The 24,145-nt window shown below is 61.9% G+C and carries 25 protein-coding genes and 1 tRNA gene; 14 read left to right on the top strand and 12 right to left on the bottom strand.

Annotation, left to right across the window (positions count from 1 at the left end):
* Window positions 1-203 precede the first annotated feature (203 nt).
* From GJR96_RS13270 to GJR96_RS13245, 6 genes are all read left to right on the top strand, one after another.
* Window positions 204-1,403, top strand: a complete 1,200-nt coding sequence (locus tag GJR96_RS13270; RefSeq protein ID WP_151163362.1) for a helix-turn-helix transcriptional regulator — start codon at window positions 204-206, stop codon at window positions 1,401-1,403.
* A gap of 185 nt (window positions 1,404-1,588) precedes the next feature.
* Window positions 1,589-2,743 carry an acyl-CoA dehydrogenase family protein gene (locus GJR96_RS13265; RefSeq protein WP_151163361.1) on the top strand — a complete coding sequence of 385 codons (1,155 nt, stop codon included), beginning with the start codon at window positions 1,589-1,591 and terminating at the stop codon, window positions 2,741-2,743.
* A gap of 63 nt (window positions 2,744-2,806) precedes the next feature.
* Window positions 2,807-3,001: a hypothetical protein gene (locus GJR96_RS13260; protein ID WP_151163360.1), complete on the top strand. Its 195-nt coding sequence runs from the start codon at window positions 2,807-2,809 to the stop codon at window positions 2,999-3,001.
* A 7-nt stretch (window positions 3,002-3,008) separates the two neighbouring features.
* Complete coding sequence (locus tag GJR96_RS13255) at window positions 3,009-3,683, top strand: HAD family hydrolase (RefSeq protein ID WP_151163359.1); 675 nt, start codon at window positions 3,009-3,011, stop codon at window positions 3,681-3,683.
* A 51-nt stretch (window positions 3,684-3,734) separates the two neighbouring features.
* Window positions 3,735-4,673, top strand: a complete 939-nt coding sequence (locus tag GJR96_RS13250) for a phosphotransferase family protein (protein WP_151163358.1) — start codon at window positions 3,735-3,737, stop codon at window positions 4,671-4,673.
* A 117-nt stretch (window positions 4,674-4,790) separates the two neighbouring features.
* Window positions 4,791-5,102, top strand: a complete 312-nt coding sequence (locus GJR96_RS13245; protein ID WP_058573860.1) for a non-histone chromosomal MC1 family protein — start codon at window positions 4,791-4,793, stop codon at window positions 5,100-5,102.
* A gap of 75 nt (window positions 5,103-5,177) precedes the next feature.
* On the opposite strand, the gene GJR96_RS13240 is transcribed toward GJR96_RS13245, so the two are convergent.
* From GJR96_RS13240 to GJR96_RS13230, 3 genes are all read right to left on the bottom strand, one after another.
* Window positions 5,178-6,311 (bottom strand): GNAT family N-acetyltransferase, encoded by a 1,134-nt coding sequence (locus GJR96_RS13240; protein WP_191965865.1) that lies wholly within the window; start codon window positions 6,309-6,311, stop codon window positions 5,178-5,180.
* A gap of 193 nt (window positions 6,312-6,504) precedes the next feature.
* Window positions 6,505-8,169, bottom strand: a complete 1,665-nt coding sequence (locus tag GJR96_RS13235) for a hypothetical protein (protein ID WP_151163356.1) — start codon at window positions 8,167-8,169, stop codon at window positions 6,505-6,507.
* Window positions 8,166-8,981 carry an ABC transporter ATP-binding protein gene (locus GJR96_RS13230; RefSeq protein WP_151163355.1) on the bottom strand — a complete coding sequence of 272 codons (816 nt, stop codon included), beginning with the start codon at window positions 8,979-8,981 and terminating at the stop codon, window positions 8,166-8,168. The genes GJR96_RS13235 and GJR96_RS13230 overlap by 4 nt, the downstream gene beginning before the upstream one ends.
* A gap of 313 nt (window positions 8,982-9,294) precedes the next feature.
* Here GJR96_RS13230 and GJR96_RS13225 point away from each other — a divergent pair, with 313 nt between their 5' ends.
* A complete protein-coding gene (locus GJR96_RS13225; RefSeq protein ID WP_151163354.1) occupies window positions 9,295-10,968 on the top strand; it encodes an ATP-binding protein in 1,674 nt (557 codons plus the stop codon).
* 135 nt (window positions 10,969-11,103) lie between these two features.
* On the opposite strand, the gene GJR96_RS13220 is transcribed toward GJR96_RS13225, so the two are convergent.
* Together GJR96_RS13220 and GJR96_RS13215 are read right to left on the bottom strand one after the other, a co-directional pair.
* Window positions 11,104-11,268: a DUF1059 domain-containing protein gene (locus GJR96_RS13220; protein ID WP_151163353.1), complete on the bottom strand. Its 165-nt coding sequence runs from the start codon at window positions 11,266-11,268 to the stop codon at window positions 11,104-11,106.
* 154 nt (window positions 11,269-11,422) lie between these two features.
* Window positions 11,423-11,647 carry a hypothetical protein gene (locus GJR96_RS13215; protein ID WP_151163352.1) on the bottom strand — a complete coding sequence of 75 codons (225 nt, stop codon included), beginning with the start codon at window positions 11,645-11,647 and terminating at the stop codon, window positions 11,423-11,425.
* A 354-nt stretch (window positions 11,648-12,001) separates the two neighbouring features.
* Between GJR96_RS13215 and GJR96_RS13210 the strand changes: the two genes are divergently transcribed.
* Window positions 12,002-12,742 (top strand): alpha/beta hydrolase, encoded by a 741-nt coding sequence (locus GJR96_RS13210; RefSeq protein WP_151163351.1) that lies wholly within the window; start codon window positions 12,002-12,004, stop codon window positions 12,740-12,742.
* Between the two features lie 187 nt (window positions 12,743-12,929).
* Here GJR96_RS13210 and GJR96_RS13205 read toward each other — a convergent pair.
* Window positions 12,930-13,004 (bottom strand) — tRNA-Arg (locus GJR96_RS13205).
* Between the two features lie 94 nt (window positions 13,005-13,098).
* Here GJR96_RS13205 and GJR96_RS13200 point away from each other — a divergent pair.
* The 3 genes from GJR96_RS13200 (at window position 13,099) to GJR96_RS13190 (ending at window position 15,284) form a co-directional block, all read left to right on the top strand.
* The gene (locus GJR96_RS13200; RefSeq protein WP_151163350.1) at window positions 13,099-13,950 is read left to right on the top strand and encodes a geranylgeranylglycerol-phosphate geranylgeranyltransferase; all 852 of its coding nucleotides are present in this window, start codon (window positions 13,099-13,101) and stop codon (window positions 13,948-13,950) included.
* A gap of 176 nt (window positions 13,951-14,126) precedes the next feature.
* Complete coding sequence (locus GJR96_RS13195) at window positions 14,127-14,738, top strand: RAD55 family ATPase (protein WP_151163349.1); 612 nt, start codon at window positions 14,127-14,129, stop codon at window positions 14,736-14,738.
* A gap of 123 nt (window positions 14,739-14,861) precedes the next feature.
* Window positions 14,862-15,284 (top strand): CoA-binding protein, encoded by a 423-nt coding sequence (locus GJR96_RS13190; protein ID WP_151163348.1) that lies wholly within the window; start codon window positions 14,862-14,864, stop codon window positions 15,282-15,284.
* Between the two features lie 25 nt (window positions 15,285-15,309).
* Here GJR96_RS13190 and GJR96_RS13185 read toward each other — a convergent pair whose 3' ends face one another.
* The 5 genes from GJR96_RS13185 to GJR96_RS13165 form a co-directional block, all read right to left on the bottom strand.
* On the bottom strand, window positions 15,310-16,290 hold the full coding sequence (locus GJR96_RS13185; protein WP_151163347.1) for a PLP-dependent cysteine synthase family protein: 981 nt from the start codon (window positions 16,288-16,290) through the stop codon (window positions 15,310-15,312).
* Window positions 16,291-16,380: 90 nt separating this feature from the next.
* Window positions 16,381-16,713, bottom strand: coding sequence for a DUF5798 family protein (locus tag GJR96_RS13180; protein WP_151163346.1), 333 nt, complete (start codon window positions 16,711-16,713; stop codon window positions 16,381-16,383).
* Between the two features lie 84 nt (window positions 16,714-16,797).
* A complete protein-coding gene (locus tag GJR96_RS13175) occupies window positions 16,798-17,856 on the bottom strand; it encodes an ABC transporter permease (RefSeq protein WP_151163345.1) in 1,059 nt (352 codons plus the stop codon).
* Complete coding sequence (locus GJR96_RS13170) at window positions 17,849-19,651, bottom strand: ABC transporter permease (RefSeq protein ID WP_151164045.1); 1,803 nt, start codon at window positions 19,649-19,651, stop codon at window positions 17,849-17,851. Before GJR96_RS13170 ends, GJR96_RS13175 begins: the two co-directional genes overlap by 8 nt.
* An 89-nt stretch (window positions 19,652-19,740) precedes the next feature.
* On the bottom strand, window positions 19,741-20,664 hold the full coding sequence (locus GJR96_RS13165; RefSeq protein ID WP_151163344.1) for an ABC transporter ATP-binding protein: 924 nt from the start codon (window positions 20,662-20,664) through the stop codon (window positions 19,741-19,743).
* A gap of 112 nt (window positions 20,665-20,776) precedes the next feature.
* Between GJR96_RS13165 and GJR96_RS13160 the strand changes: the two genes are divergently transcribed.
* Complete coding sequence (locus GJR96_RS13160) at window positions 20,777-20,992, top strand: hypothetical protein (protein WP_151163343.1); 216 nt, start codon at window positions 20,777-20,779, stop codon at window positions 20,990-20,992.
* Between the two features lie 30 nt (window positions 20,993-21,022).
* On the opposite strand, the gene GJR96_RS13155 is transcribed toward GJR96_RS13160, so the two are convergent.
* Window positions 21,023-21,883 carry a 3-hydroxyacyl-CoA dehydrogenase family protein gene (locus GJR96_RS13155; RefSeq protein ID WP_151163342.1) on the bottom strand — a complete coding sequence of 287 codons (861 nt, stop codon included), beginning with the start codon at window positions 21,881-21,883 and terminating at the stop codon, window positions 21,023-21,025.
* Window positions 21,884-21,998: 115 nt separating this feature from the next.
* Between GJR96_RS13155 and GJR96_RS13150 the strand changes: the two genes are divergently transcribed.
* Both GJR96_RS13150 and GJR96_RS13145 read left to right on the top strand, forming a co-directional pair.
* Window positions 21,999-22,937, top strand: coding sequence for a helix-hairpin-helix domain-containing protein (locus GJR96_RS13150; protein ID WP_151163341.1), 939 nt, complete (start codon window positions 21,999-22,001; stop codon window positions 22,935-22,937).
* Window positions 22,938-23,250: 313 nt separating this feature from the next.
* Complete coding sequence (locus tag GJR96_RS13145; RefSeq protein ID WP_151163340.1) at window positions 23,251-24,144, top strand: class 1 fructose-bisphosphatase; 894 nt, start codon at window positions 23,251-23,253, stop codon at window positions 24,142-24,144.
* The last annotated feature ends 1 nt before the right edge of the window (window position 24,145 follow it).

The following is a 24,145-nucleotide window of genomic DNA, read 5'->3' as shown; positions in this document are numbered from 1 at the left end:
ACCGGGAGAACCGTGGTGGTGTTTTCCGGCGTGTTCCGAACCGTTGCAGACCGTTTCGAACCGTTGAAGCTGCCGAATTTCAGTGGGAAATCGTCCGAGCGTGTCAGTCACGAGTTTTGAACGGTCGTCTCTGTCACACTCTCAACTCCGAGAAACGGTCCCTGCTGTTTATATAATCCACCGCGGAACCTCGAAATACCAACATGGGTCGGTCCCTCGCGCGCATCGCTGTCGCCTTCGTCGTCCTCTTCAGTCTGGTCGCCGGACCACTCTCGACCACTGGCGTCGCGCAAGCGCAGACACAACCCGACGTGGACAATACGGTTCTTCGAATCGAAGTCCACGAAAACGCCTCTGCGACGTGGGAACTGCAGATTCGGACGCGATTGCGGACGAGCGAACAGAAAGCCGAGTATCGGGCGTTTCAGCGACGTTTTGAAAACGACACGAGCGCGTTTCTCGGCCCGTTCGCCACGCGAATCAACGGGACTGTCGATGCGGCGAGTCGAGCGACCGGACGCGAGATGAACGCGACGGACTTCTCGGCGTCGACGAGCATCCAGACGGTCCCGAGACAGTGGGGAGTGGTCAGCTATCAGTTCCGCTGGCGCAACTTCACCGACGAAGACGACGGCCGACTCGTCGTCGGCGACGTCTTCGAGAGCGGATTGTTCATCGCGGAAAACGACACGCTGGAAGTCGTCGCTCCCGCAGAGTACCGAGTCGCGTCGGCCACTCCGAGCGCAACGAGTCGAGAGGACGGTGTCCTCACGTGGAACGGACCAGAGACGTTCGCCGACGGAGAACCGCTCGTCGTCTTCGAACCCCGACCCGTCGAGACGACCAGTGTAGAAACGACCGCCGCAGAACCGAACGGGACGAACTGGCAGACCATCGGCGGCACGGTCGGTGCCGTGTTCTTCGTCGTCTTCGTCGCCGTGGGATACTGGCGACGAGTCGCTGGCGACGAGACCGAGGGCGAACACGAACGCGCTCTGCGCGCCGACGAGCAGACTGCTCGAGGTCCACGAGACGTGGGGAAGGACAAAAGCCACGAGGCCGGCGCCGGCCACCCGGACGACGGCAGTCCAGAGCACGACGGCGAAGTTGCTCGCGACGAGGTCGAAGACGCCGGCGGCGTCTCGGCTGAAGACGGTGTCGACGACGACGTGTCCGTAGACCCAATTCTGACCGACGAAGACCGCGTCCAGAACCTACTGCGTGCGTCTGACGGCCGGATTCGGCAAAAAGACGTGGTCACCGAACTCGACTGGTCGAAGTCGAAGGTGTCGCGGGTCCTCTCACGGATGGAAGACGACGGCACCATCGAGAAACTCCGATTGGGTCGTGAGAACGTCATCGAACTCGTATCGGCGTCCACCACGGACGAGGACACGGACTAAGACGAAGAGCCGTAATCCTCGCTATCACCACACCACACCACACCACTCCACTCCCATCGGTTACTCTTCACTACTCCGTTCGTCGGTCGTCTCTCGAACCGTCCACCTGTGTTTTCCCGTTTCCACTCGTTGCACGTTGTTCCGAGTGTGACAAACATTATTGGCCGCGTTTGTGTCTATCAATCATGGACTTCAAACTCACAGACGAGCAACGAGCCATTCGAGACGAGGTTCGTCGGTTCGCCGAGAACGAGATTGCACCGGTCGCCAGCGAGTACGACGTCGAAGAGAAGTATCCCTACGACATCGTGAAGAAGGCGGCCGAGATGGGCCTGACTGGAGCGCACTTCCCTGTCGAGTACGGCGGCGTCGGGTACTCCTCGCTGGAGAACGCTATCGTCACCGAGGAACTGTTCGCAGTCGACCCCGGCATCGGCCTCTGTATCACGAGCGCTGGCTTTGGCGCTGAAGCCATCATCAACTTCGGGACCGAAGAGCAGAAAGAGCGCTTCCTGCCGCCAATCGTGGAGGGAGAGTCCGTCATGGGCGCGGCTATCAGCGAACCGCAGGCCGGGTCCGACGTGACCTCCGTGAAGACGCGCGCCGAGAAAGACGGCGACGAGTGGGTCCTCAACGGTAACAAGATGTGGATTACCAACGGCAGCGTCGGCGATTACTTCGTCGTGATGTGTGAGACGGACCCCGACGTGGACGACCGGTACTCCGGGTTCTCCCAGATTATCGTCGAGTCCGACCGCGATGGATTCTCCGCGGACAAGATTACGGGGAAGATGGGCATCCGTGCCAGCGACACCGCCGAACTCATCCTCGACGACGTTCGCGTCCCCGAAGAGAACCTCGTCGGGACGCGTGGGATGGGCTTCCTCCAACTCATGCAGTTCTTCGACGAGACGCGAACCGCCGTCGCCGCGCAGGGCGTCGGTATCGCCAAGGGTGCCTGCGAACAGGCGCTCGAATACGCCAAAGAACGCGAGCAGTTCGGTCGCTCCATCAGCGACTTCCAGGCCATCCAGCACAAACTCGCCGAGATGCACACCGCCACCGAGGCGGCCCGGCAACTGACCTATAAATCCGCGTGGAGCGTCGACAACGACGAGGGTCAGTTGACGGCACTCGCGTCGATGGCGAAGGAGTTCGCCTCGAACGTCGCCACCGACGTCACCGACGAAGCGGTCCAGATTCACGGCGGCGCTGGGTTCGTCAACGACCACGACGTCGAACGTCTCTACCGCGACGCCAAGATTACGCAAATTTACGAGGGGACCACGGAGATTCAAAAGACCATCATCGCCCGCGAACTGCTTGGCAAGGGCTTCTAACGCCCGGCGACCGCAGGCAGTTTCGGACGTACCGTTACACCACTCGAACGTCAATTTTAGAACATGAGTGCCCGAGACAGCGACGCATCCGAGTTCACGTGTGAGATGTGCGGCGACCACTTCGACACCGAAGAAGAACTGAAAGACCACGTCTGGGAATACGACGAGGGAGACGGGTTGTCCCACCGTAGCAGAGCGTGGCGAGTTTGCTACTGTCGCCGTCACGCGGGACGAACGTTTTATCCTCACCACCCCTAGTCCGAGAGTGGCATCATTCGACGCGGTCCTGTTCGACCTCGACGGGACACTCATCCAGAACGACCAGTCCGGCGAGGACATCTACGCCGGCGCGTTCGCCGCCGCCGATGACGACCGCTTCGGAGACCCATCCGACCTCTGGTCGGCGCTCGACGGCCCGCCGGACCCCGACGACCCCGAGTCGTATCTGACGACCGGATTCGAACGAGTCGCCACGAAGTACGGTCGCACTGTCGACGAGGAGGCACTGGCCCGTGGGTTCATCGAGACGGTCGACCACACGGCCGTCTCGTTCCTCCCCGGTGCCAGTGTCGCCCTCGACGTCGCTCGGACGCACGCGCACGTCGGACTCGTGACGAACGGTCCCGAACGCCGACAATCGGTCAAGCTCGATGCGTTAGACCTCAGTGACGCGTTCGACGTAGTCGTCTACGCGGGTGACATGCCGCGTCGGAAACCGTACCCCGACCCCTTCGACCGAGCGTTGAGCGAACTTGGCGTGGGCGCGGACGCGAGTCTCCACGTCGGGAATTCGCTCGAATACGACGTCGGTGGCGCACAGGATGCCGGACTCGACGCAGCGTGGTGTCCGGACGACCCAGACAGTGACTTCGACACGGGAACGTACTCGCCGGAGTACGTCCTCTCGTCACTGCACGAATTCACGGATATTCTCGACTGAGTGGTGTCGCTCCGACGAACATTTCCGGTACTCGAACCTATGACTGATTCGATGGACGACGTCGTGGCCGTGTTGGCACACGAGTTCCCGGACCGCACCGTCGCGTCGATGACGCCAGTGCGACGCGGGAACCACAAGGAGACGACGATAGTGGACTTTGTCGACGGCGGTGCAGTCGTCGTCCAACTCTCGACCGACGAGGAGGCGATTCACCTCGAAACCGCAGTCGCCCGAGCAGTCGGAAATCGGACCTCGATTCCGGTCCCGCGAGTTCTCACGACGGGGACGATTGCCGACCGCGGATACGCAGTCGTCGAACGGGCGTCCGGTGACGAACTCCACGAACAGTTCGTTCGCCTCGACGAGAGAACGCAGCAGAACGTCGCTCGAACGTTCGGCCGCGGCCTCGGGGAGATCCACGACTCCTTCACACTCGACGGGTACGGCGCGGTCACTGCGGACACCGGAGGCGAGAGTGGCGTCGAGTTCCGTGCCGTCGAAGCGACCGACTGGGAGACGTGGTTCTCGTCGTACGTTCACGGGGGAATCGAGGCACTGCCTCCCGCCTTCGACTCGATTCGCGACGCACTCTTGGAGGCAACCGAATCTGCCTCTGTGCCCGAGAATCCACCGTCTCGTCTCTACCCGTGGGACCTCAGACCGGGGAACGCCTTGGTCGGGTCGAACGGGGTTTCCGCCGTCCTCGATTGGGGCAATCCCCTCGCTGCCGAACCGGCACTCGCCGTCGCCAAAGTCGAACACCTCGTCACCGACTGGTACGTCTCCGACGGCACGTCGCTTCGACGGGCGTTTCGTGCGGGGTACGAGAGTGTTCGACCGTACCCAACTGTCGAACCAATCTATCGAATCACGGCAGTTCTCAGGTCGGCAGTCGATTCGGCCGGCGAGGTGACACGGCCGGGGTATCCAGAGCAAACTGGGTCGCGTGCGGTGTCGTTCCATCGGCGGCGCCTCGAAGACCTCTTGTAGACGGGCCGAGGGACCGAATTTGGCGCGTCACTCGTCTCCTGACAGGTACGTCGTCCACGTTCGAAAGAATGTGTGCCGATACGAACTACTAATTTGGAGTGCGTGGTAGGCTCACGCATGGTCCGAGAAGATGGAAAGCGAAATTTCGTCCTCGTGGAGGACGACGGCGAAGAGACGAGCGTGTTCAGCGGTCGATACCCACGACAGGCGGCGTTGAAGGCCGCACGACGACTGCACCCCGCACCGAGTCGCGACGAAGTCGACGGCCACGCGACGCTCAGACTCCGCGAGCGAGGAACAGACAAGGTCCACATCTACGAAGGGTGGGCGTGGACCGAAGCGAAGGGTGACGACGCCCCCGAGTGGATGGACGACTACGTCACCCGTTCGAACGTGTCGAAACAGGGTATCGAACACCTCGACGAGTAGACTCATCCCCGGCAGCATCCGCGTCAGGCGTCGGTTGCAGTCCGGCGTGTGAGCGGATGCTCCCCCATCGAGCGGTCAGAACGGAGCGTCTTGGTCGGCGAGTTCGACGGCCCACTGATTCTGTGAAGTGACGAGGTGCTCACCGAGGTACCACTTGTGCTCGGCGTCGTCGACGATTGGACGCGTCACCAGATGCGTCTTGTTCGCCACTCGTGACAGCGGGAACGCGTGATTGCTGAGGAAGCCGAATCGTTCGAGAATCGACGTGGGGAGCGACGACTCACTCACGCGAATTACGTCCACGTCTCGATGGTCACCGACGACAGCGTCGAGTAAGACCACCAGTGCGTCGGTATCCGGGTCGGCACCCGCCGGTGGAAGGACGCTCATCAACGCAGTTGCGGTGATGCCATCGGCCTTCCGGGTACACGCGACCAACCCGGCGACTGGGTGGCCCTCCCGACGTGCGACGTACGAGACGGTATCCCATTCGGGGTTCCCGAACCGCCACTCGAAGAACGCTCTGTCTTTGACGACGTGAATGTGCTCCGGGGCGTTCTCCTCGTACAGTTCGGTAAACAGGCCTACTGGGAGTTCGTCGTATCGTTGGACGTCGACGCTCGCGTCACCTGTCGCGAATCCACGGCGGATTCGGTTGTGGGCCTTGGCGAGTGTCGTCGAAATTCGAGACGCGGCGGGGGTAATCCACTCTGGAACCGCTCCGTCGAGTACCTCGACGGGTCGCTGAAGACGGAACCACGTCGGCACTGTCCCGACTTCTTTCCAGCCGAGTTTCGTGAGTGCAGGGAGTGCAGGGGCCGTCGGGAAGTTGAAGAAGAACTCGGCGTTGCTGTCTTCGTAGTGGTCGATTGCGCTGGTCAACGTCCGACTGAAGAGACCGTTCCGACGGTGGTCTGGGTGGACCATCGCGTTCGCCGGTTGGAGTGCGAGGGCCGTGGTACCGCCCGCGGCGATTCTGAAGGGTAAGAACGCGGTAGCACCGACGACTGTGTCCGAGTCGTCGACCGCGACGAATATCGGAATCTCGTCCAGGTACGGACTGTTGTACCGCCACTCGAAGAGCGCCGTCGACGGGTGACCACCGTAGGTGAGTTCGTGGAGAGCTAAAAATCCGTCCAGGTGGTCCTGAGTGAACTGTTGGATGCGATATCCATCAGTGCGTTCCTCTTGTCGAGGAAGATGACTCATATTGCACCGATATTCGCAGACTGTCTGTATTGTTATACAATCGTTATCTACAGCATGGTTACAGCATGCTTGCTCACACGGACGAGAGGACATACGCCGACGACTACCCCGGGTTCTGTGCTCTCCTCAAGTGGGTATGTCTCTCCTAACCCGGTGTCGTCTGGCACGCGGTACAGACACGTTCTTCGGGCACTCACGTGTCGGGGTAGACGGGTGACACGAAGCGCCGTGTCGCAGTTCGGTACCCGAACGCGCCGACCAACACCAAGACCACTGCGGCGACGACTGGGGCACCGACACGGAGAAGTGACAGACTCCCACCTTCGGCAGGGAGGAAGACGAAAATCGAGCCAAGTGCGGCGATTCCAACGAGGAGTGTCGTCGCGAACATGTATCCGACGAGTGCCCACTGACTCGGCGTCGCCACGTCGTAGCCACGGTACGTCCGCTGGGCGTCTTCGGATGGAAGAACGGTACCAATCCCGAGTGCCACGCCCGCACCGGCGACTGTCGAGACGACGGCGAGTGCGACGAGGATGACGACGAGTGGCGCAGGCGTCCCCGCCGCTATCGTGAGCAAGAGCGTCCCAACGACGGCGAGTGGCGTCCCGACGAACAGTCCGGCAATCGCGTGTCCGAACACGAGTGTTCGAGGACGGGTGGCCGAGAGCGACTCGACAGTTCGCATCTCGCCCGCTTCACCGAGCGGGTTCAACCCAAACACGCCGCCGGAGACGTAGACTGCCGCGAATACGAGCGCAGCGCCCAACGCGAGTGGGAGCGACTCGGGGTCGCCGATGCTACCGATGACCGCCATCGCGAGGATGATGGTCAGCGGAAAGAGCGTCGAGAATCGCACGGGAATCCGAACCCAACGAGTCCACAAGCCGAGTGCAATTACGACCGGACGCGGTCCGTATCGCGAGGGGAACGGGCGTCCGGAGTCGGTCTGTCCACCCTCGACTGACGTTGTCGCGTCGGCACGTGACGTCGACACGTCGCGTTGGATCAGTTTCGTCGGTGTCGCGTCTGCGAACCAGAGTGCTGGTGCGAGACGGTTCGCCACGACGAACAGGACGGGAATGCTGAGAACGACGGCAGCACCGACGACGAACGAACCACCGTCGAGCCCCGGACTCAGTGGTGTCCCGACGAACGCGAACGCGAGGTACTCGATGGCCGGTTGCGCCACGGGAGACAGCAGTGCGAACGGTTCGGTGACGCCGAGAAGCGGTGCCATCGCAGCGTACCCGAGGGCCAGCAGCACCACGAGGAGTACGAGGCCGAAGACCCGACTCACCGACCTGAAGAGATGACTCTTCAGTAAGCCGAGGACGACCAGTTGGCCACCGACGGTCCCCAGAATCGTGACGGCTGTGAACAGCGGAATCGCTGCAATCGTGGTCGTGAGGACGATTGTCGGCATCTCAGCACCGAGTGCGAACCCGGCGGCGAACAGGAGTGTGGGAATCATCACGAACAACACGAGTTGGACAGTCGCGTGGATGGTGGTCCCGATGAGAACAGCGCGTGTACTCGTCGCCGTCAAGAGGAGTGCATCACCGTCAGGCCGCCCCTGCTGGACGACACGAAGCGCACCCATGAGTGCGAATGCAACGACGAGTAACGTCACCTGTATCCCGAGTGTGTCGAGCGCCATCGTTCCCTGTTCGGCAGCGACCCGACCCGCGTCGGAGGCGGCCCGAAACCAGAAGAGAAGGGTGGGGCTGAACAGGAGAACGAAGCCGAGTGCGGTGAGTTGCCGCTTTCGGGTTCCGAACGACTTCCTGAGAGAGCGCCGGAGTTCGATTCGTGCGATTCGCCCGCCGTGACGCACGTCGTGACCAAGTGAGGTCATCGGCCAGCCTCGACTGTCGCTTCCTCACTGTGGTCGGCAGTCACTTCGAGGAAGGCCTGTTCGAGGGTACGCTCTTCGCCCGTCTCGGCGCGGTGTTTGAGGTCAGACGGAGCACCTTCGGCGACGAGGCGTCCCTCGTGCAACACACCAATCGTGTCCGCGAGTTCGTCGACGACGGAGAGGATGTGTGTCGAGAGGAACACAGTCGTCTCGTCGTCCGACAACTCTTGAATCACGTCGAGGACGGTACGGGCCGCTCTGGGGTCGAGTCCACTCGTCGGTTCGTCGAGGAAGAGCACGGAGGGTTCGTGGAGAAGCGCCTGAATCAGGCCGATTTTCTGGCGCATCCCCTTGGAGTACGTCGAAATCGGTCTGTGAGCGTCTTCTGTCAGGTCCAATCGGTCGAGAAGTTCGTCGATTCGGTCGGCAGCGACGTCGTCGGGAACGTCTTGCAGATAGGCGACGTACGACAGTTGCTCTCTTCCGGTGAGTTCCTCGTAGACTGGAGCGTTCTCTGGGAGGTACCCGATATGCCGGGTCACTGCGGACCGGTCTGTCAGCGGGGTACCCATAATCGATGCCGTCCCCTCGGTTGGCGGCATCAGCGTCGTCAACATCCGCATCGTCGTCGTCTTCCCGGCACCGTTCGGGCCGAGGAATCCGTAGACGTGTCCCTGCGGAATCGAGAGGTCGAGGTGGTCGACGGCGACAGCGTCGCCGAAGCGCTTCGTCAGCCCTTCGGCCCGGATTGCGGGCACAGTTGGGTCGGTGGAACCGTCACTGGTCTCTGCAGTAGGAGGGCGTTGAGTCATACGTGAATAGACGTCAATATCACTAAAAACATTGAGATATAATTTCCACATACCGAGAGTGAGCGATGAGAGTTCACACTCTTCACTCGTACTGACGACTCCAGTCGTACGAACGGCACCCAGGTACTGCGAGAGGGAGTCGAGTGGCGCGTGTTCGACACCCGCTGGTCGACTGTCACCGACCCGAGACCGCTCGTCTATCCTTCCACACGCCCTGTTTGAGACAGTCTAACAAAGAGCTCTCAGTGAGTACGGAACTCCTAGCCGACCGTATCGAAGCCGCACAGCGAGTAGTACGGGAGAAACACCGTCGATGAACGACCACGACAGAGACGACGAGAACCAACTGAACGAACAGCAACTAGAGAAACTTCGCGGCAACCTCCGGGCGTTTCACGACTATCTTCAATCGCGGGCGGCGCAAAACGTCGCGCAGTTCGCGTACTCTATCGACGGGCGAACGTTCCACTACGAAGCGCCGCTGACACTTCCCATCCCCGTCGGGAGTTACGTCCAGATAGTGACAGACGACGACCAGCACTATCTGGGACAGATTATTACGAAATCGGTCGTCAAGCGCGAGGGTGCGGAACTGGGTCTCGAACTGGACATCCAACGAGACGTCTTTCCCGAAGGCGTGAACATGTCCAGTGTCACAGACCGGTTGCGGGTCTCGGCGTTGGAAGGAACTGGCGTCCTCCTCGGGACAGTCACCGCAGATTCGATTGCTCCGACATCGAACACAGACACCTTTCAAACAGCCACGCTGGACCGAGCAGACGCCGCGCTGGTGAGTCGATACTTGGCTGGACCGCGTCGAAATGCGAGTCTCCCTATCGGACAGGCGCTGTACGTAGACGGCGACGCAACGGTCCGGCTCGACGCGGGAGGGTTCAATCGGCACACCTTCCTCTGTGGACAATCAGGGTCGGGAAAGACGTTCTCGCTCGGTATCGTCCTCGAGCAGTTACTCCTCGAGACCGACTTACGAATCATCGTCGTCGACCCGAACTCTGACTTCATCGGTCTGGACGAACCGCGCCCCCGCGAGGAAGTGAATCACTTCCGTCCGGACCCGCTTTCCCCCGAAGCGTACGACGAGTTGGTCGGGCGCTATCGAGAAGCAACCGAGGGGTTGCACGTCTATCGTCCGAAGACAGTGGCGAGTGAGGACGACGACGTGTTACGGGTTCGCTTCGGTGACCTCAGTCGAACCGAACAAGGAACAGTCCTCGAACTCGACCCACTCGACGACCGCGAGGAGTTCAACACGTTCTGGCACGTCCTCGACGGCCTCGACGACCGAGAGTATTCGTGGGACGAAGTACAGGACGCAATCGCGCACAACTTCACGGCGGAGGCCCGCCAACTCGGCCTGCGTATCGAGAACCTCGGGTTGGCAGACTGGGACGTGTGGTGTTCGCCCGGCGAATCGTCGCTCGTCGATACGCTCGACCGGTCCGACTGGCGCTGTCTCGTCCTCGACGTTGGGACACTCGGGTCGGCATCGGAGAAGATGGTCGTCACCAACGCCGTCTTGACGCACCTCTGGCGGGAGCGCAACCGACGCCGGCCTACCCTCGTCGTCGTGGACGAGGCACACAACATCTGCCCGCAGGAACCGGCGGACGAGTTACAGGCAATTTCGACCGACACCTCGGTCCGTATCGCCGCGGAAGGCAGAAAGTTCGGACTGTATCTCTTGCTTTCGACTCAACGACCGGGAAAGATTCACGACAACATCCTCTCGCAGTGTGACAACTTGCTCTTGATGCGGATGAACTCGCAGTCTGACTTGGACCACCTGTCGGCTATCCTCTCGCACGTGCCCGCGAGTCTCCTCGACGAGGCGACGAAATTTGGATTGGGTGAGACGGTGTTGGGGGGCAAGTTCGTACAGAACCCGACGTTCGCGAAGTTCGAAGGCCGGATTTCAGTAGAAGGGGGGAGTGACGTGCCATCGACGTGGGCGAAGCGCCGGGAGTGAGCGAGTCGGCAGAGTCTGTGACGAAGTCATCACTCAGGTATCGGTATCGCCCGCTGGCAATATCGACTAAAAATCGGATGACGTTCCGTGTATGAACACGGCCTCTACTCGACTGTCGAGTTCGAACGAACTGGGTTAGACGGTCTTCCACGCGTTCCGTATGTCGGCACTCGACATGTCGGCGTCGTGCGTTTGTTTCGCGTGTTCTTGGACGAATTTGATGAGTTCGTCTTCGTTCTCGGATCGAATCACGAAGTCGCAATCGTATCCTGCATCTCTGCAGGTGACTTCTCTGGCCATCGTTCGTGTCCCTCCACCAGAGACACGGTGGTGTTGGCTATTAGTTAGCAACCGCGTGAGAAGATGACGTTTGGACAGAGTGTCTGCTAAACGTCGCGTTATTTGAGAGCCCCCTCGGTGACGGCGAGCCAATCCGATTTGTACCGTCACCAGATTACTCGTCGTGGGCCGCGTCGTGGAGTTTTCGTGCCTCTTCGAACGTCGTGGTAATCCATTCACCGTCCTCTTCGAGCCTAATTTGGACCATCCCGTCTGGGATGTCCACGTCGACTGTTCTGGTGTGTTCCTCGACGAGGTGTTCGGCGTATTGCGTCAGCGCAGCATCCGCTGTGGGGGCAATCGCTTGCCACGAACACCCGGGATGCGAGCAGTGCCTCATTCTAACTTCGGCTTAACTGGACAGTATTTGAGCCTTCTTCTCCGCGTATCGTGTGAGATAGTTTGATTTTCGTCTGATACGTCGATAGCGGAGGTTCGAGACAGTCGGTGTCGAGTCTACCTCGGGGAATCGAGACACGGATACGCGCTGCAGGATTTGAACCTCGGCCGGACTGTGGTCGGGGCCGTCGCGTCGATGGTGTCCATGTTCGTGTTCTTCGACCGAATGGTGGCGCTGTACGACACGTATGACAGTGGTGAATTCGACGGACAACGGGAGTCCAAATCGAGTGAGAGGGTACTGAGTTCTCCAAACGCCTACTGTTTATACACGTGACACGTCTTCGCAGATAGTATGAGTCGGTGGAAGCGAGCAGTTGTCGTCGTGGTTGTCGTCTTTCTCGTCGCCATCGGCGGTGCCGTGGTCTACTTCTCGCTGCCGTTTCACGGTCCGTCGTCGTCGGTCCAAGCGGTCGTAGACGACCCACAGGTGTCCGTCGAGACGACCGACGGCGTCCACGTCCTCTCCCCCACGAATGCCGACTCGACTGTCGGGCTCGTGTTCTATCCGGGTGGTCGTGTCGCGCCTGACGCCTACTACAGCACGTTCGCACCGGTAGTCAAACAGACGAATGCCACGGTGTTCATCCCCGCGATGCCGCTCAACACTGCCCTCCTCGACACCGATGCTGCTGCGAAGATTCAGCGTCAGAACCCCGCGATTCAGACGTGGTTCGTCGGTGGCCATTCACTCGGGGGTGTCGCCGCCTGCCAGTACATCAGTTCACACGAGGTACAGGGCCTCGTCCTGTTCGCGTCCTACTGCAACGTGGACCTGAGTACGGAGTCGGTTGCTGTGCTGAGCGTCACCGGGAGCGCAGACACCGTTCTGAACCGCGAGAACTATCGGGCGGCGCAGTCGCGGTTACCGCCGACTGCGACGAGTTACGAGATTCAGGGCATGAACCACTCACAGTTCGGTTCGTATCAGGGGCAGCGGGGTGATTCGCCCGCTTCGATTTCGTACGACGAAGCGCATCGACGACTTGCCGAGGTTGTGGTTCCGTGGATGGGTGGTGAGTCGGTGGGTGCGTGATTCGAGAGGCGCGACGGTGTTGTGAGGCGTTTCGAATAGTGTCGGGAGTCGCTGTAGAATCGGAGTTCGAAAGGGCGCTACAGGATTGTGAACTACGCCCGAGAACCCGCGCTTCGCGCAGAACCTCGGTCTCGTTCAAATCCTTCGCGGAGATGATTCTCCGCTCACATTGTTCGCGGAAGAATCATGGGCGCTGCAGGATTTGAACCCACGGCAACTTGGTCCGAAGCCAAGCACTCTGTCCAGACTGAGCTAAGCGCCCTACATCACTTCGTCTGTCGTGGATTGTTTTAAATGGATTGATTCGCGGCGGCGACTCCGCGCGATTTATACGGAGCGTCCGAACACTACCCGGTATGTCTCTCGGAGCGCGGGCGCGCGGATTCGTCGAACTCACCCGACCGGGGAACGCGCTCGCTGCGGGCGTGCTCACCTTCACGGGTGCGTTCGTCGCCGGCGCGACGCTCGGCGATACGCTCGCAGTCGTCGCCGCCGTCCTCGCGACGGTGTTCGCGACAGGAGCGGGGAACGCGGTCAACGACTACTTCGACCGCGACATCGACGCTATCAACCGTCCCGACCGACCCATCCCCCGCGGCGCGGTCACTGCTGGCGAAACCAAGTGGTTCAGCGTCGCCCTCTTCGGCGGCGCTGTCGTGTCTGCGCTCGCGTTACCCCTCGTCGCCATCGCCATCGCGGTGGTGAACCTCGTCGCACTCCTCGCGTACACGGAGTTCTTCAAAGGATTACCGGGCGTCGGAAACGTCGTCGTCGCGGCGCTGACGGGGTCGACGTTCCTCTTCGGTGGTGCGTCCATCGGCGAACCCTTGGGGGCACTCGTGTTGTGCATCCTCGCGGCGTTAGCGACGCTCACCCGTGAAATCGTCAAAGACGTAGAAGATATCGCTGGCGATAGAGAAGAAGGACTTCGCACCCTGCCAATCGTCGTCGGTGAACGACCCTCGCTGTGGATTGGGGTCGCCGTCCTCGTCGTCGCCGTCGCCGCGAGCGTCGTCCCGTTCGCCCGTGGGGATTTCGGACTGGCGTATCTCGGCTTCGTCGTCCCCGCGGATGGCGTGATGCTCTTCGCGTCGGCCCAGTCGTTCGAGAATCCGAGTGCTGCACAACGCCGGCTCAAACACGGGATGTTCCTCGCTGCGTTCGCGTTCATCGTCGGGCGGGCGACGTCGCTCACTCTCGCCGTCTGAAATTGTCGAATCTAATAACCGCACTGACACGATTCGTCTCTGGAATCTTCCACCCTCCAATCAAAAAGAATATTACCGGCACACCGAATGGTCGTACTATCCGATGACCCCCGGCGAGCGGAAGCGTCATGCGTTAGTACACCTCGGAGTCACCACTCTTCAACCGGGGTACTCCTATGTATGACCTTGGCCCCGACCTCGACGTCGAGGTTGAACCGGGAACGAACCTTCTGATTAGCGGCCCACCGCTGACCGGCAAGCGGTCGTTGGCGCTCGACATCCTCACAGAGGGGACAAAACAGGGCGAAGGTGCCATCATCGTCACGACGAAAGACGGCGCAGAACGCGTCCTCAAGGACTTCGCCAAGCGCGTCCCCTACGAGGGGAACCCGGTCTCCGTCGTCGACTGCGTCACCAGACAACAGGGTGTCGGTGATGTTCGCGACGACGACCGAATCAAGTACACGTCGTCTCCGGTCGACATGACTGGAATCGGTATCAAACTCTCCGAGGTACTACAGGAGTATTACCAAGAGCGCGGCCTCAAGCAGAACCGCATCATGCTCCACTCGCTGTCGACGCTCTTGATGTACGCCGACCTCCAGACGGTGTTCCGCTTCCTCCACGTCTTCACCGGGCGAATCCAGAGCGTCGGTGGCCTCGGTCTGTTCGCTATCGACGCGGACGCCCACGATGACCGGACGATGAACACCATCAAGCAACTGTTCGACGGCATCATCACGACGTACGAAGACGCCGACCCCGACGTTCGTCTCGCCGGCGACTGACCACGCGACAGCGAGACTCGGGAGACACAGGACCACGACACTGGAGCCACGCCACCGTTTGCGACTGTGCGAACGACGCACGCTCGGCCGAGGTTTTTAGCCGCGTACCACGTGGGTGTAGCTATGCCCATCACGAGTGCCGACGACCTGCGTCCATTGCTCGACTACGAGACGATTGCCGTCGTCGGGTGTTCGGCCACGCCGGGGAAGGCCGCCCACGAGATTCCGGCGTACATGCAACGGCACGGCTACCGCGTCATCCCGGTCAATCCGTTCCGTGACGAGATTCTCGGCGAGACGGCCTACGACTCGCTGGCGGACGTTGACGAAGACATCGACCTCGTGAACGTGTTCAGGCCGTCGGGTGAGGCTGGTGCCGTCGTCGACGCCGCTATCGAACGCGCTGCCGAACGGGGCGACGTGAAGGCAGTGTGGCTTCAACTCGGTATCCGAGACGCCGATGCCGCGGCACGCGCGGAAGACGCCGGCCTCGAATTCGTCCAGAACAAGTGCTACAAAGTCGAACACGCCAGACTCGCCGTCTGAGAGGTAGTGAGCCTCCGAGGCGGTCTTATCCTTCCCAAGACTCGAAGTCGCCGTAGACGCCCTTCGAGAGGTACCGCTCCGAGGAGTCGGGGAACACCGTGACGACAGAGTCGTACGGCAAGTCGAGGTCACCGGCGGCAGCACGTTCGGCCACGTCGAGCGCGGCGAGGCAATTCGCGGCAGAACTCGATGCGACGAGGTGGCCCTCTTCGGTGGCGAGTCGCTGCATCTCGGTGTGCGTCTCGCGGTCACCGACCTGGACGATTTCGTCTACCAATTCGGGCTCGAACAACTCGTTCGTCGCGGGGTTGTGCGTCCCGATACCTTCGGTCTTGTAGGCCGCTTCCTCCACGTCACGACCGTGGAGTGTCGAGTACAGCGACCCGACGGGTTCGACAGCGGTGACGAACGTGTCCTCGTGGTTCTCGCGCCCGTAGCGGGCCATCCCCATGAGCGTCCCAGCGGTTCCACATCCGGCGACGAGCGCACCGACTTCGTCGTCGAAAGCGTCGTACACTTCGGGTGCCGTCGTCTCGTAGTGCGCCTCGGGGTTGAGTGGGTTCGAGAACTGCTGGGGAACGACGGCGTCGTCGAGTTCGTCGGCGAGTTGCTGCGCTTTGTCGATTGCGCCGCCCATCCCGTCTTCAGTCGGGGTGTTCACCACGTCGGCACCGAGGGCGCGCATGAGCGTCTGTTTCTCGACGCTGAACCGCTCGGGCACGACGAAGACGGCTCGGATTCCTAGTTGTCCGGCGGCGACGGCGAGTCCGATACCGGTGTTTCCGGCAGTCGGTTCGACGATAGTCCCCCCCTCGGGGAGTTCGCCCGAGTCGAGCATCTGTTCGAGCATGTACGTCCCGATGCGGTCTTTGACGCTCGCGCCGGGGTTGAACGACTCGAGTTTGGCGTAGACGGGAACCTCGTCTGGGGACGCGTGGACCCTGACGAGCGGTGTCTCGCCCACAGTGTCGAGCACCGATTCGAGGGGTTCGCGGTGCGTGGTCATACAGGGGCAAATGTTGCCCCCGGTCCTGAACGTTATCATCCCGGTTCGTAGCGACGCGAGCCCGGTGTGAGGCGGAGCGAAAACTGAGTGTTACTCTTCGGTCGTCTCGGTGTCGTCGTCGTCGGAAGCGCTCGTGGCGTCGTCGGTGTCCGAATCGGTCGTCGACGTCGACTCCTCGGCTTCGGCGATGTGTGTGTTCGCGATGACCGCGTCGGTGTCGATGTCCTGCTCCTCGGCAATTGCTTCGAGAATCGCCCGTTGTTCGGCGTTCTCGGCTTCGAGGCGGTCGACACGCTGTTTGGTCTCGCCGACCGTCTCACGAACCTCGACGATTTGCTCTCGCAGTTCGTTGAGCTTCTTGTAGACGTCTTCGGCCATCTCTGCGACCTTCTGGAGCTTCTTCGCAGTGCCTCCGATACCCATGTGTCGCCCGTCGAACTCAGCCCTTGTACGCCTTCCGGTGCTGAATCGCCGCGGGCGACGAGACCCCGAGGCTGAGTCGTGGCATCACCCGAGTTCGTTCGGGTCGACCCGTCCGACGACGACACGCAGTCCCACGAGCGAGACGAGACCCACGACGACGAGTCCGACGACAGCGAGTCTCGCACTGAGCCCCGCAGTTCCGAGCGCGAGTCTCGCAGCACTGTTTGCGGGGCTGAGCGGCAGCAACGACGTTCCTGCGAAGACGAGCAGGACACCCAGTGAGTAGAGTAGTTGCGCGATTCGCCGGTCGGGTGCCGTAATCGAGACTGTTGCCCCGAGCGTGACGACGACGGCCGTGAGTCCAGTGACCATCCCGAACAACCACGCCAGGTTGTCGATGCCGGTGCCGTTCAGTTGGAGAAGAGCCATCCACGCGACGGCCTGAATCGGTGCCAGTCCGCCCGCAGCGAGGAGCTTGCCATCGACGACGGCCGAGAAACTCACCGGGGCGACGCGCAGTAGTTCGAGCGTCCCCCGAGCGACTTCTTCCGTCAACGAGTCGACGACGAGCGACCCAGCGATGAACACCGGGAGGAACAACAGGAGCGGGACGAGTACCGTGTAGGTGAACCCGAAGTACGGACTCGACTCCGTTGCCGGTGGGACGGGAAGCGGGTCCGTCGACAGGAACGCGCTCCGCTCTGCGCGTTCGGTGCGCTCCAGTGCCCGAAGTGCATCCCGGAGGCGCACGACGACTGCAGTCGTCTCGACGCCCGAGTCCGGAGCGGTTGCGACGAGGTGGACGCGTCCGTTCGGCCCGGTCGACGCCTCGACTACCGCGTCTACCTGGCGCTCCTCGAACGCTGTCATCGCGGTGTCGACGGACGGATACGGCCGCGCGGCCAGACCCGACTCGCCGTCGATTGCGACGATGAGGTCGTTCACCGCCGCTTCGCCACCGGTGACGGCGACATCGACTTGATAATTCGCTGCACTGGGGTCGTACAGCGAGACGAGTCCGACGACGAGGAACGAGGAGAACGCCGCCACGAACAGTTGGATAGCCAGAGCCAGCACGATGGTCTTCTCCTTGCGGAGACTCCCGAGTTCGCGCCGTGCGATGGCGAGTCGTGGGTTACCCAAGGTTCGTCACCACCTGCATGTTGTAGACGACGTGGATGCCAATCGCGCCGACGAGCGCGAGGGCGTACGTCGATTTGCCACACCTCGCGCCGAGTGCGGTGACGCTGGCCGTGACGGCGTGGAGGACGAGTGGTGCGACCAGCAATCCTGCGGCGGTGGCGAGGCCGATGCCGGACGGTGCGAAGGCCGCCTGCCCCAGCGTGAGCGACGGCAGTCCGACGAGTTGGACGATGGCGGTGAACTTCTCGCCGAGGAAGAACCCGAGTCCAGAGAGACCACCGAGGAGGAGTGAGACGCGAACCGTTCGGGCGAACCGCGCCTTCTCGAAGGCCGCGTAGATGTGCATGCTCTTGGCGAGTTCTTCGACCACGGCGACGGCGACGAGGACGAGCGGAACCGTCACGTCCACTGGAAGGACGAACAACACGGCGATAGCGAGGAGTTCGGCGATGAACACGAACGGAATCGACAGCGCCGAGAGCGTCGCAATCGACCGCGGGCGCGAGATTCGACTGTCGAGCGCGTCGAGGAACTTGAGCGGGACCGACCGCTGGGTGAACATGTCCTCTTCGCGGTAGACGCCGGTTCCGAGGAGGAACAACACGAGTGCGGCGAGGAGAATCGGGCCGACGGAGAACGCGAAGTCACCAAGCGAGACGGCGTCACCACCGAGGTCACGGACGACGAGCGTCAACGGCGAGATGAGCGCGATAGGCGTTACGTTCGTGAAGATGGCGGGCACGAACGTGTACGTCGTCAAGAAGACGGAGACGGTGACCGTCACGAAGGTGAGTTCCTTGAACGAACGGGCGAACATCGCTCCCACGAACGTCGACGAGAGGAACAGCAACCCGATTGGGATGACCGCCGCGACGGAGACGGGGCCGCCGCCGATGGCCGCCGCAATGACGACGGTGATTCCGACCATGCCCGCGAGGTACGGGAGCGTCTTTCCGGCGACGATGTCCCCCGGCGAGATGGGTGCGACGAGCAGGAGTTCGCCGCGGCGATTCACGCGCTCGTTGAGGATGCTCGACCCGTACGCCTGAATCACGAAGTTCATCGGGACGAGGAACGCGAACGCGAGGACGAGCGACGCGAAGGGGAACGGCGGACTGATGCTCGCCGGCGACCCACTGGCGTCGCCGCCGAAGAGACCCGCGGCCCCACCGAGCGCAGACGCGCCGACGTTCGTGTCGTCCGCGGCGGCGGCGTCGGACGAATCGACGCCGGTCCCCGAACCGGCCGAACCGGTTCCACCACTTGCGTCGGACCCTGCACCGTCGCCACCGTCAGCAGCGACCGACCCGTCTCCCGACACTGTGTTGCCACCGTTCCCACCATCGACTCGGCTCCCGGCCGGAACCAGCGCTCCGCGCTCGCGGTACTGGAGCGTCACGACGACGGGGAACGCCGCCGATTGATTCGCTTCGAGACGCATCTGCCGTTCGTTGTACGATTGGACCGCCTCACGGTAGGCCTGATACGCCGCCCGGCCGGTCTGCGTGTCCGCCACAGAGACGTGCGTCTCCGACACGACGAGTTCGACGTTCGGGTCGGAGAGTGGTCGTGGTTCGAGGACCGACGACTGGTCGACAGCGTCGTAGTACGGACTATCGGACGCGATGCCGACGCGGTAGAGGTTCTGGTCGATGGCGACGCCGCTTCCAACTGCGCCTGCGGCGATACCGGCAGCGACGAGGGCGGCGACCAGTCCGAGTGCTATCGTCTTTCGGTCGACCGTTCCTGCGGACCGCGAGACTTCCCATCGTGCGATGCGGGCGACTGCGCGCAGGTGTGCGACGGTACGCGTTCGAAGGTCACCGAATCGGGAACTGGACGAGCCGGCGGCAGTCGAGTCGTCTCTCTTCGAGTCGTGGTCACTCACGACCGACCGCGACCCCCTTCGGCAGCGCTCGTCGTCGGCGACTCACGAGCGAGGCGCAGGAAGATATCTTCGAGCGACGCCTCGTCTGTTCGGATGTCCACCACGCGTCCGTCGGCGGATTCGGCCGTCTCGCGGAGGGCTTCCACGTCGGCCATGTCGTCTACGGTGGCGACGAATCGGTCACCCTCGGGCTCTGTCGCCGGGTGGTCGTCGCTCGCCGGGAGTTCGACCGTCGTGTAGACGTGATAGGTCGTCTCACCGTGTTCTGCACGAATCTCGGGGACAGTCCCGCGGGCGATTATCTCACCGCGGTTCAAGATGACGACGCGGTCACAGACCGACTCGACGTGGAACAGGTTGTGCGCGCTGAAGACGACGGTCTTTCCCTCGTCGCGGAGTTCACGGACGAATTCGAGGACGACGTTCGTCGTCAGTGGGTCGAGACCACTCGCCGGTTCGTCGTAGATGAGCAAGTCGGGGTCGTTGACGAGTGACCGCGCGATGGCCACTTTGCGCTTCATCCCTTTCGACATGTCACCGAGGCGTCTGTCGCGGTACTCGAGGTCCAGTCTGTCGAGGACTTCGTCGGCTCGGTCGTCGGCGACGTCGCGGGGCACGTCGTAGAGGTCCGCGAAGAATCGGAGGTACGACCGTGGGGTCATGTCCTCGTAGAGCGGCGACTCTTCGGGGAGGAAGCCGAGTTTGCGTCGCATCTCGGGGTCTTCGGGGTCCATCCCGAGGACTGCTGCCGTGCCGGCGGTGGGTTCGACGAGTCCGGCGAGCATCTTCAGCGTCGTCGTCTTGCCCGCGCCGTTGGGTCCGACGATGCCGAACACCTCGCCCGACTCGACCGAGAAGTCACTGCCCACGACGGCGGGGAAGTCGCCGTAGGTCTTTCGGAGATTCTCGACCGTTATCATTGGCAGACCTTCACGCGGGATGGGATAAAAGGGTTCGCGCGGGGTTTCAGAACTGATAGACTTCCCCCTCTGTAGGACAACAGTTTCGTCCCCCGGTTGCGAAGGGGCAGGTATGCCTGCAGACGACTATCTCACGCCGACGTTCGTCCTCTTCGTCGGTGGATTCGTGGCGGCGATTTTCTTCGCTGGGGCGATTCTCGCCTACGTCGTCAGCGGCGGTGTGGAGATTGTGACTGGCTTGGCGCTGGCGTTGGCTGGGATTGGCGGGGTGTTTCTGGTCGTCGGCGTCGTCGGTGCGGGGGTGATGCGATACCTGAAAAAAGCGTGAATTCCTGCGCTGCGCGCGTCTCGTTCGCTGTTATTCGTACTCGTAGAAGCCCTTGCCCGTCTTCTTACCGAGGTCACCCGCGTCGACCTTTCGCTTGAGCAGATAGGCGGGCTTGTAGCGGTCGCCGAGTTCCTCGAAGAGCGTCTCGGACGCGTCCAGACAGATGTCGAGACCGATGTGGTCGGCGAGCGTGAGCGGTCCCATCGGGACGTTCGTGCCGAGCGTCATGCCGCGGTCGATGTCTTCTTTCGAGGCGACGCCTTCGTCGTAGGCGCGGATACCCTCGTTCAACCACGGCATGAGGATGCGGTTGGTGACGAATCCGGGCTTGTCGTCGGACTCCCACGTCTCTTTTCCGAGGTCCTCGGAGAGTTCGTGGGCGAACTCGACGACTGCGGGGTCGGTCTTCTCGCCGCGGACGACTTCGACGCCCTTCATGATGGGGACGGGGTTCATGAAGTGGAGGCCGACGACCTGTTCGGGTCGCTCGGTGGCCGCCGCGATGGTCGTAATCGAGAGCGTACTCGTGTTCGTGCCGAGAATCACGTCCTCGGGGAGCAGGTCGTCGAGGTCCGCGAAGATGTCGCGCTTGATGTCCATGTTCTCGACGGCCGCTTCGACCACGAAGTCGCACTCGGCGAGGTCCGCGAAGTCCGTCGTGCCCGTGATACGCTCTTTCGTCGCTTCCGCTTCTGTTTCGCTCAGTTTGTCTTTCGAGACGAACCGCGAGAGACTGTCGTCGATGGCGGAGATGCCGCGTTCGACGTACTCGGATTCGAGGTCACGCATGACCACGTCGTACCCGGCCATCGCCGCGACCTGTGCGATTCCGTTGCCCATCGTCCCAGCGCCGACGACGCCAATCGTGTCGATTTCGTTCATGCCGCGCATGCGCTGGACTGCGCGAGGTGGCAAAGTAAAACTTGCCGACCCGTCCAAAATAATGACAAATGTATGACTTTCACGGAAACAGTCAAGTCACGCGCGGAAATGTGGACATGCAACGGTGACTGGCGAGAACGACACGGGCACACACGACGAAGACGGCGCTGAGGGGCACCAAACGGACACTGCGGAGAACCCACTGTACGTCGACGAGAACCTGTTAGATACCGACGGCCAGTCGCTCGACGCCGATGGGAACCCAGTCGATGCGACGGGCCAACCGACTGGACCAGAGGGGGACCCGACGAACACCGACGAGGCCATCGAAAACCTACTCAAGCCACGAGCAGACGACGAGCAGACCGACGCACCGTCCGACCTTCAAGACCTGAAGTTCGTCGGCCCAGCGACGGCGGATTCGTTGGAGTCGGCAGGTATCGACGTCGAGTCGATTCTCGACGGGCAGGTGTGCTACCGCGACCTGGTCGAAGCGGGGACCAATCCGGGGGTCGCAGCGAAGATTCGTCGCTGGCACTCCCTGTCGTGGTCGTTCAACTCGGGCGACGACCTCGACCGACGTTCGTCACAAGTTCGCGGGTTGGGAGACGACGAACGCGCGTGGGTCGCCGCGAGTTCTGGCGAGTGGAAAGATGCCGCCGACGAAGACGAACAGACCGGCGATTGGACTCCGACTGGCGAGACGGACACGCCGGACGACCCGACCACAGACGGCGACTGGACCCCGTCGGGGACGGCCTCCCAGACAGAGAGTCCGACGCGACAGGGAGATTGGACGCCCCGCGGGCAGAACGACGCGTCAGCAGACGGGTCCGGTGACGCGATTGCTGCGGAGGCAGCGTGGCGTGAACGGTCGAAACCGACGCCGCTCACGACTCTCGACGGAATCGGTGAAGAGGACGCCGAACGCCTCGCCGAGGCTGGTGTCCGGTCTGTTCGCCGACTCGCCACGGCGGACCCAGAACACGTCGCGGACGCACTCAAGATGGACCACGCGGTCATCAGCGAGTGGAAATCGCAGGCACGCGACGCGACCGAGTAGCCAGTCTCGAAGTGACGACCCCCCGACCCGAACTTTTACTATCTGAGTAGTAAGTTATATTCGGTTCAAAAATAGTCGCAATATTCGGTTATGGGTGTCCTACTGTCCAAATTCAGCACTCTCTTCCAAATCCACGTATACACAGTCTTTAAATATCTGGTTACACGATTTTGAACCAGATGATACCCGGCGCCGACACGACTGCCGTCTCCCCGCAGACGGTCCCCACGTCCTCGAACGTCCCCGCTGGCCGGTCCTGTCTCGGTGGGGTCGAACCGTATCCATCACACGCCTCGTCCGAGAGGTGTCTATAATGGCGACCAAAGACGTGAACACCGCAGATTCCCCCCGCGACACGAAGACCATCGACGAAGTGGTCGACGTCATCGCGACGACTGCCCCAGAGATTCGCACCGGCCTCCCCGGCCGACGCGTCAAATCCGAAGCACAGAACCCGAGTGGCGAGACGCAGATGGCCGCCGACGTGTTCGCCGACGACTTGCTCTGCGAGCGTATCGGAGCCCTCGAAGGCGTCGGAGAGTACGGGAGCGAAGAGCGACCCGATACCATCGACGTTGGCAACGGGTCACTGTCTGTCGGACTCGACCCACTCGACGGGTCGTCGAACCTCAAGCCGAACAATACGATGGGGACCATCTTCGCCGTCTACGACGGGCCACTTCCGGCACACGGCCGCGACATCGTGGCCGCAGGTTACGTCCTCTACGGCCCCGTCATGACGATGATTGTCGCCCGCGACGGCGTCGTCGACGAGTACGTTATCTACGACGACGCGACCTACGAACTCGTCCGCGAGGACATCACCCTCCCCGAGGACGGCAGTGTCTACGGGTTCGGCGGGCGCGTCCCCGACTGGACCGAGGACTTCGAAGCGTTCGCCCGCGACGTCGAACAGGACGAGTCCCGGAAACTCCGCTACGGCGGGTCGATGATTGGCGACGTGAACCAGATTCTCACCTACGGCGGCATCTTCAGTTACCCCGCCCTCCAGTCGGCACCCGAAGGAAAACTCCGGGTCCAGTTCGAAGGCTACCCCATCGGCTACGTCCTCGAAACCGCCGGTGGCGCGTCCTCCGACGGTACGCAGTCACTCCTCGACGTGGACAAACCGGACCTCCACGCTCGGACGCCCCTCCACATCGGGAACTCGGACCTCGTAGAGAAACTCGAAACGGCGCTGGACTGAC

It is taken from the genome of Haloferax litoreum (genome assembly GCF_009674605.1).
Lineage (GTDB): Archaea > Halobacteriota > Halobacteria > Halobacteriales > Haloferacaceae > Haloferax > Haloferax litoreum.
The sequence above is the reverse complement of the archived record's forward strand: the minus strand, read 5'-3'. Positions and strand labels throughout refer to the sequence as shown.